The sequence below is a fragment of the Streptomyces sp. NPDC057137 genome (genome assembly GCF_042670825.1).
In the GTDB taxonomy this organism is placed as follows: Bacteria; Actinomycetota; Actinomycetes; order Streptomycetales; family Streptomycetaceae; genus Streptomyces.
Window position 1 is genome coordinate 1 of record NZ_JBHUUW010000137.1, and the last position, 4,660, is coordinate 4,660.

4 protein-coding genes and 1 pseudogene are annotated in these 4,660 nt (G+C 70.9%); 3 read left to right on the forward strand and 2 right to left on the reverse strand.

The annotated features are described in order from the left end of the window. The first annotated feature begins 93 nt into the window (after window positions 1-93). Window positions 94-966, forward strand: coding sequence for a DMT family transporter (locus ACFT9I_RS40100; protein WP_382572830.1), 873 nt, complete (start codon window positions 94-96; stop codon window positions 964-966). A gap of 208 nt (window positions 967-1,174) precedes the next feature. Here ACFT9I_RS40100 and ACFT9I_RS40105 read toward each other — a convergent pair whose 3' ends face one another. Beyond that, the gene (locus ACFT9I_RS40105) at window positions 1,175-1,855 is read right to left on the reverse strand and encodes a hypothetical protein (RefSeq protein WP_382572833.1); all 681 of its coding nucleotides are present in this window, start codon (window positions 1,853-1,855) and stop codon (window positions 1,175-1,177) included. Between the two features lie 64 nt (window positions 1,856-1,919). Here ACFT9I_RS40105 and ACFT9I_RS40110 point away from each other — a divergent pair, with 64 nt between their 5' ends. Next, a complete protein-coding gene (locus ACFT9I_RS40110) occupies window positions 1,920-2,411 on the forward strand; it encodes a CGNR zinc finger domain-containing protein (RefSeq protein ID WP_382572835.1) in 492 nt (163 codons plus the stop codon). 28 nt (window positions 2,412-2,439) lie between these two features. Here the strand turns inward: ACFT9I_RS40110 and ACFT9I_RS40115 are convergent, their stop codons facing one another. Next, on the reverse strand, window positions 2,440-2,889 hold the full coding sequence (locus ACFT9I_RS40115) for a nuclear transport factor 2 family protein (protein ID WP_382572836.1): 450 nt from the start codon (window positions 2,887-2,889) through the stop codon (window positions 2,440-2,442). Between the two features lie 146 nt (window positions 2,890-3,035). On the opposite strand from ACFT9I_RS40115, the pseudogene ACFT9I_RS40120 reads away from it, so the two are divergent. After that, a pseudogene (locus tag ACFT9I_RS40120) lies at window positions 3,036-3,995 on the forward strand (helix-turn-helix transcriptional regulator). Window positions 3,996-4,660 lie beyond the last annotated feature (665 nt).

A 4,660-nucleotide genomic window follows, 5' to 3' on the forward strand; every position in this document is an offset into this window, starting at 1 on the left:
GCCGCCGCGTGCGGATAACCCGTTCGGCCGCCGCGCGGCCGCATCGCCCCCGATGAGAGCAGTCCCGGCGCCCGGCGCCCGCATGATGGGGCGGTGATCAGTGTCCTGTTCGCCGTGCTGACCGCCCTCAGCAACGGCTCCGCCTCCGTGCTCCAGCGGCGCGCCGCTTCCACGGCGCCCGACTCCGAATCCCTCAGCCTGGCGCTGATCGGGCATCTGCTCCGGCAACGCGTCTGGCTCGCCGGTATCGCGCTGGTGATCGTGGCCGCGGTCTGCCAGGCGGTGGCGCTCGCGACCGGGCCCATCGCCGTCGTACAGCCGATCTTCGTCATCGAGCTGCCCATGACGCTGCTGATCGCGAGTTACGTCTTCCGTTCCAGCCTGCCGCGCACCGCCTGGTACGGCGTGGCCGCGGTGACCCTCGGCCTGGCGGTGGGCCTCGGTTCGGCCGCGCCCACCGGCGGCAGTGAGACCGTGGCCGGTCTCTCCTGGGTCCCGGCGCTGATCATCACCGGGATCTTCGAGGCGCTGCTGATCGCCGCCGCGCGCCGGACCCGGAAGAACACGCGTGCCGCGCTGCTGGGCCTCGCGGCCGCCTGCGCGTACGCCCTGACCGCCGCACTTCTCAAGGACGCCGTGGCCAGGCTCGAAGAGGGGGCGGGGCTCGCCACGTTCTTCACTTCCTGGCAGTTGTACGCCACCGCCGTCGCCGGAATCGGCGCGCTGTTCCTCCTTCAGAACGCCCTCCAGGCCGGCTCCCTGGTCGCGTCGCAGCCGATGCTGACGCTCGGTGACGCGCTGATTAGCATCACCTACGGCGTGACGCTGTTCGGCGAGAGCGTACGCACCGGCTGGTGGCTGCTCCCCGAACTCCTCGCGCTCGCCCTGATCACGGCGGGCTGCCTCGAACTGGCCCGCTCCCCCTTGGCGGGCGGCACCTCCCCACCGAAACCCCGCACCCGCTGACGCCCGCCTTGCCGAGTACGCCTCCAACTTCACCGGCTCACCGGCGTTCTCCGGGGGCTGCACGGTCCTCGTCGGCATCGTCATCGGCGCGCATCTCGCGCCATCCGACTGAAGCCGGACGCCATGGCGGCGGCGCTCCTGGAGACGCAGGAGGGCAAGCCGGGCACGGCGGTGCACAGCCGGACCTCCTGGCCGGGCGCTCGGCGGGTCAGTTCGCGGGCAGGAGCCAGCCGATGCGCAGCTCTTCCGCGCCCGGGCGGAACGTCCGTATGAGTTCGGCGCGCTCGGGGTCGTCCTCGGGGAGGTTGTCGGCGAGGATGGCCTGCGCGGCGACCGTCTGCGGCCGGGCGCCGAGCGCGGCGCGCAGGTGGAGTGAGCGGCGCAGCATCGCGATCCGCTCGGCGGGCTCCTTGTGCGGTGCGAGGTGCCGGATGATGTAGGACTCGAAGTAACCGTCGTCGGACTTCGTCGCGATCTCAAGTGCCGTCTCGTAGCGCGGGAGGGCGCCGGCCGCGTCCTCGTCGATGTTGTCCAGCAGGACGGCCCAGTGGTACTCGGCCCAACCGCGCGTCTTCTCGTCGCCGCCCTCAGCCGCCGCGCGGTAGCCGGCCTCGGCCACGGCGCGGTCGTCGGCGCGGGGGTCGCGCCGGAACAGCAGGCGGCTGTAGGCCAGTCGCGCCGTGAGCAGGTGCGCAGTCGGCGACGCGGGATCGAGCGCCGCGACCGCCTTCTCGGCCTCGTCGTGCCCCTCGATGCGGAAGAACCAGCCGTCTACGGCGATCTCGGCGCGCAGCTCGGGCTCGGCGTCCGGGCCCAAGGTGGCGAGCGCGGCGTCCCACTCCCCGAGCATGTGCAGGCGACGGGCTACGTAGGTGTCATCAGATAGCATGGCACCTACATTAAGAACCGGCGATGTAGGTGGTCAAGTGCAATACGGTGACTACATTGGGAACGTGACGCGGTTGGCCGTCGAGCTGGCCAATACCGGGACCCTCGACCAACACGGCGAACTGGTCGCCGCGTTCTTCGCGGAGCACGAGGTCACGGCGCCGCCGGGCGGCGACTACGGCGAACTGCCGGACCTCGTACGCGCGGCCCTGGCGCAGTCGGTCGACGGCGCCGCCCCCGAAGCGGTACACCGCCTGCTGCGCGACTACCCGCCGGAAATGCATCTGTCCGACCACGACGGCCTCGACGGCTGGCACATCCACTTCAGCCGCAACGGCACCCCGGCCAAGCGCTGGGTCGGCCAACTGATCGCGGCCAAGCTCGCGTTGGTCGCGGCCGGGGATCCGGCGGTGACGCTGGGGCGATGCGCCGCGGCCGGGTGCGGAAACTACTTCGCGGACCAGTCACGTAACCGGACACGCCGGTTCTGCTCCAACGCGTGCGCGAGCCGGACGACAGTCGCGGCCCATCGGGCCCGAGCGGCGAAGAAGCCCTAGACGGGGGGACCTCGGCAGCCCCGCTCGATCAGTCCGTCGCGCGTGCCGGCACGTCGGCCCCGAGCGCGTCGAGGACGGCCAACTGGTCGAGGTAGTCACGCCAGTGCGTGATCTTCCGCTCCCGGATGGTGATCACCGAGACGAAGTGGTTGCTGTACCGCCGCCCCGTGGCGACCACCCGGCCGTGCACCACGTACTCAAGGACGACGACCGAGGTCTCACGGTCATGGTGGACGGCCAGGCCGTCGGCACGCTCCGCGAACAGCGCGTCCCCGTAGCCCCGGTACAGCTCCGCCAGGGCATCCCGACCCTCGATCCTCTTCGGGTAGCCGGGGACGGTGACCACGAACTCGGTCACGGCGTCGTCGGCGAACCACTCGAAGAACTGACCCCCGTCGACCAGATCGTCGAGCCCCTGCCCGACGATCTCGAAGAAGGCCTCCAGCGCCTTGAAATCGCCCAGATTCTTCACTGCCATGGCGGGCCTCGATTCTGACTGAGAGTGAATGGTGAGAGTGATCGGCATGAGGGAGCCGAGCCCGGACCAGGCCGTTCCCTCACAGGTCAGACAGTACGACGCGACCAGGACACCTTCGGTCCTGGTCGCGCCATGGACTGCGGGCTGTGATCAGCACTTCGGCCCGGCTGCTGCGGCTGGTCTCGCTGCTGTCGACACGCCCGTCGTGGACCAACAGCGAGCTGGCCGCACGCATGGACGTCACCGAGCGCACCGTACGGCGGGACATCTCCAAGCTGCGCGACCTCGGCTACGCCGTCCACTCCGGCCCCGGCCCTTGGGGCGGCTACCGGCTCAGCGGCGGCGGCAAACTGCCGCCGCTGAGCCTGGACGACGAGGAGGCACTCGCCGTGGCGGTGGCGCTGCGCGAGGCCGCGCTCAGCGGTGTCCTGGGCACCGACCAGGCGGCTCTCTCCACCCTCCTGAAACTCCGGCAGTTGCTGCCCACGCATATCGCCGACCGGCTCGGCGAGCTGGACGCCGCGTTCGTCCACACCCCCCGATCCGACGAACGCCAGGTCTCCCCCGGGATGTTGCTGGAACTGGCCACCGCGTGCCGAAGTGGTGAGCGCACCCGGCTGTCCTACCGCGACCGGCAGAACAGAAGCACGGTCCGGGACATCGACCCCTACCGCCTCGTGCACACCAGCCACCGCTGGTAGCTGGTCGCCCTGGACGTCACAAGGGGCGAGTGGCGGACCTTCCGCGCCGACCGGGTCACCGGGACGCGATCGACCGGCCAGGTCACCGAGTTCGCCGACCCACCCGACGCCGCGCTCCTCGTCGCCCGCATGCTCACCAGCGACTACCCGCTCTACACCACCGTCCGCCTCCCCCTCTCCCTCGACCGGGCACTGCTGGTCGTCCCGCACAACCGCGGCACCCACCGGCCCGACGGCAGCCACGCCACCATCGTCACCATCGGCGGCTTCACCCCCGAGGAACTCGCCGACTATCTGCTCCGCCTCGCAACGCCGCTGCGCGTGCTGTCCCCCGACGAGGTCCGCGACGAGCTACGCCGTCGCGTCCAAGAACTGCTCGACGACAACGACTCGGAGCGCCAGTAGCACCGACGGATCGCCAGCCGCTCGTGCAGCACCTGACGCCGGATGACTGCCGGGCAGCCGGTCGCCGCCTATCGGCGAAAGGACTCCCGCGCGGTGAACTCCGACGTCTTGGGGCCCATGACGCTGTTCCACCAGCTCTCGCGGCGCCGGCGACTGCAGCGGTCGGCGCCCGCATGGTCGTCGGCGCGGTGCTCGCCCTGACCGAGAGCTGGTTGGCGGGCGATGTGCCACTCTCCCCCGCGACGAGGTCACGGCTCGGGCGGTGGCCGTCGCGGTCGCCATCGTCGAAGCGGTCGGCGGCAGAACGGGCCTGTGATCCGCCGATGGGCGACGGTGCCCGTCAGCCCCTGACGCAGGGCCGCGTACGGAGTTCGGGGCGATGAGCCTCGGGTGTACGGCATCCCGCGAGTCCCCGAACTCGTCGGCCCCGAGCCGGCCGCTGCCGGCGTCGGGCCCTCAAACCGCGTGGTAGCCATGAGGGTTGCGGAGGTCTATGGTGCAGAGAGCGCCCCTGCCCCCGGCGGACCTGATCACACGGACCCGCGGCAGGTGGATCGCATGACGCATCCAGTCCAGGACCAGGAACCGACTACCGCTGTCCCGGTCGGCGCACGACTGGCCGGGCGACTCTCCGGAAGAGCGTTCTCGGACCTGTACGACCGGCA

Bases quoted from the DNA above. Each gene is read 5' to 3' on its own strand.
- ACFT9I_RS40105 (WP_382572833.1), bottom strand. From the start codon at position 1,855: ATGCTATCTGATGACACCTACGTAGCCCGTCGCCTGCACATGCTCGGG.
- ACFT9I_RS40115 (WP_382572836.1), bottom strand. From the start codon at position 2,889: ATGGCAGTGAAGAATCTGGGCGATTTCAAGGCGCTGGAGGCCTTCTTC.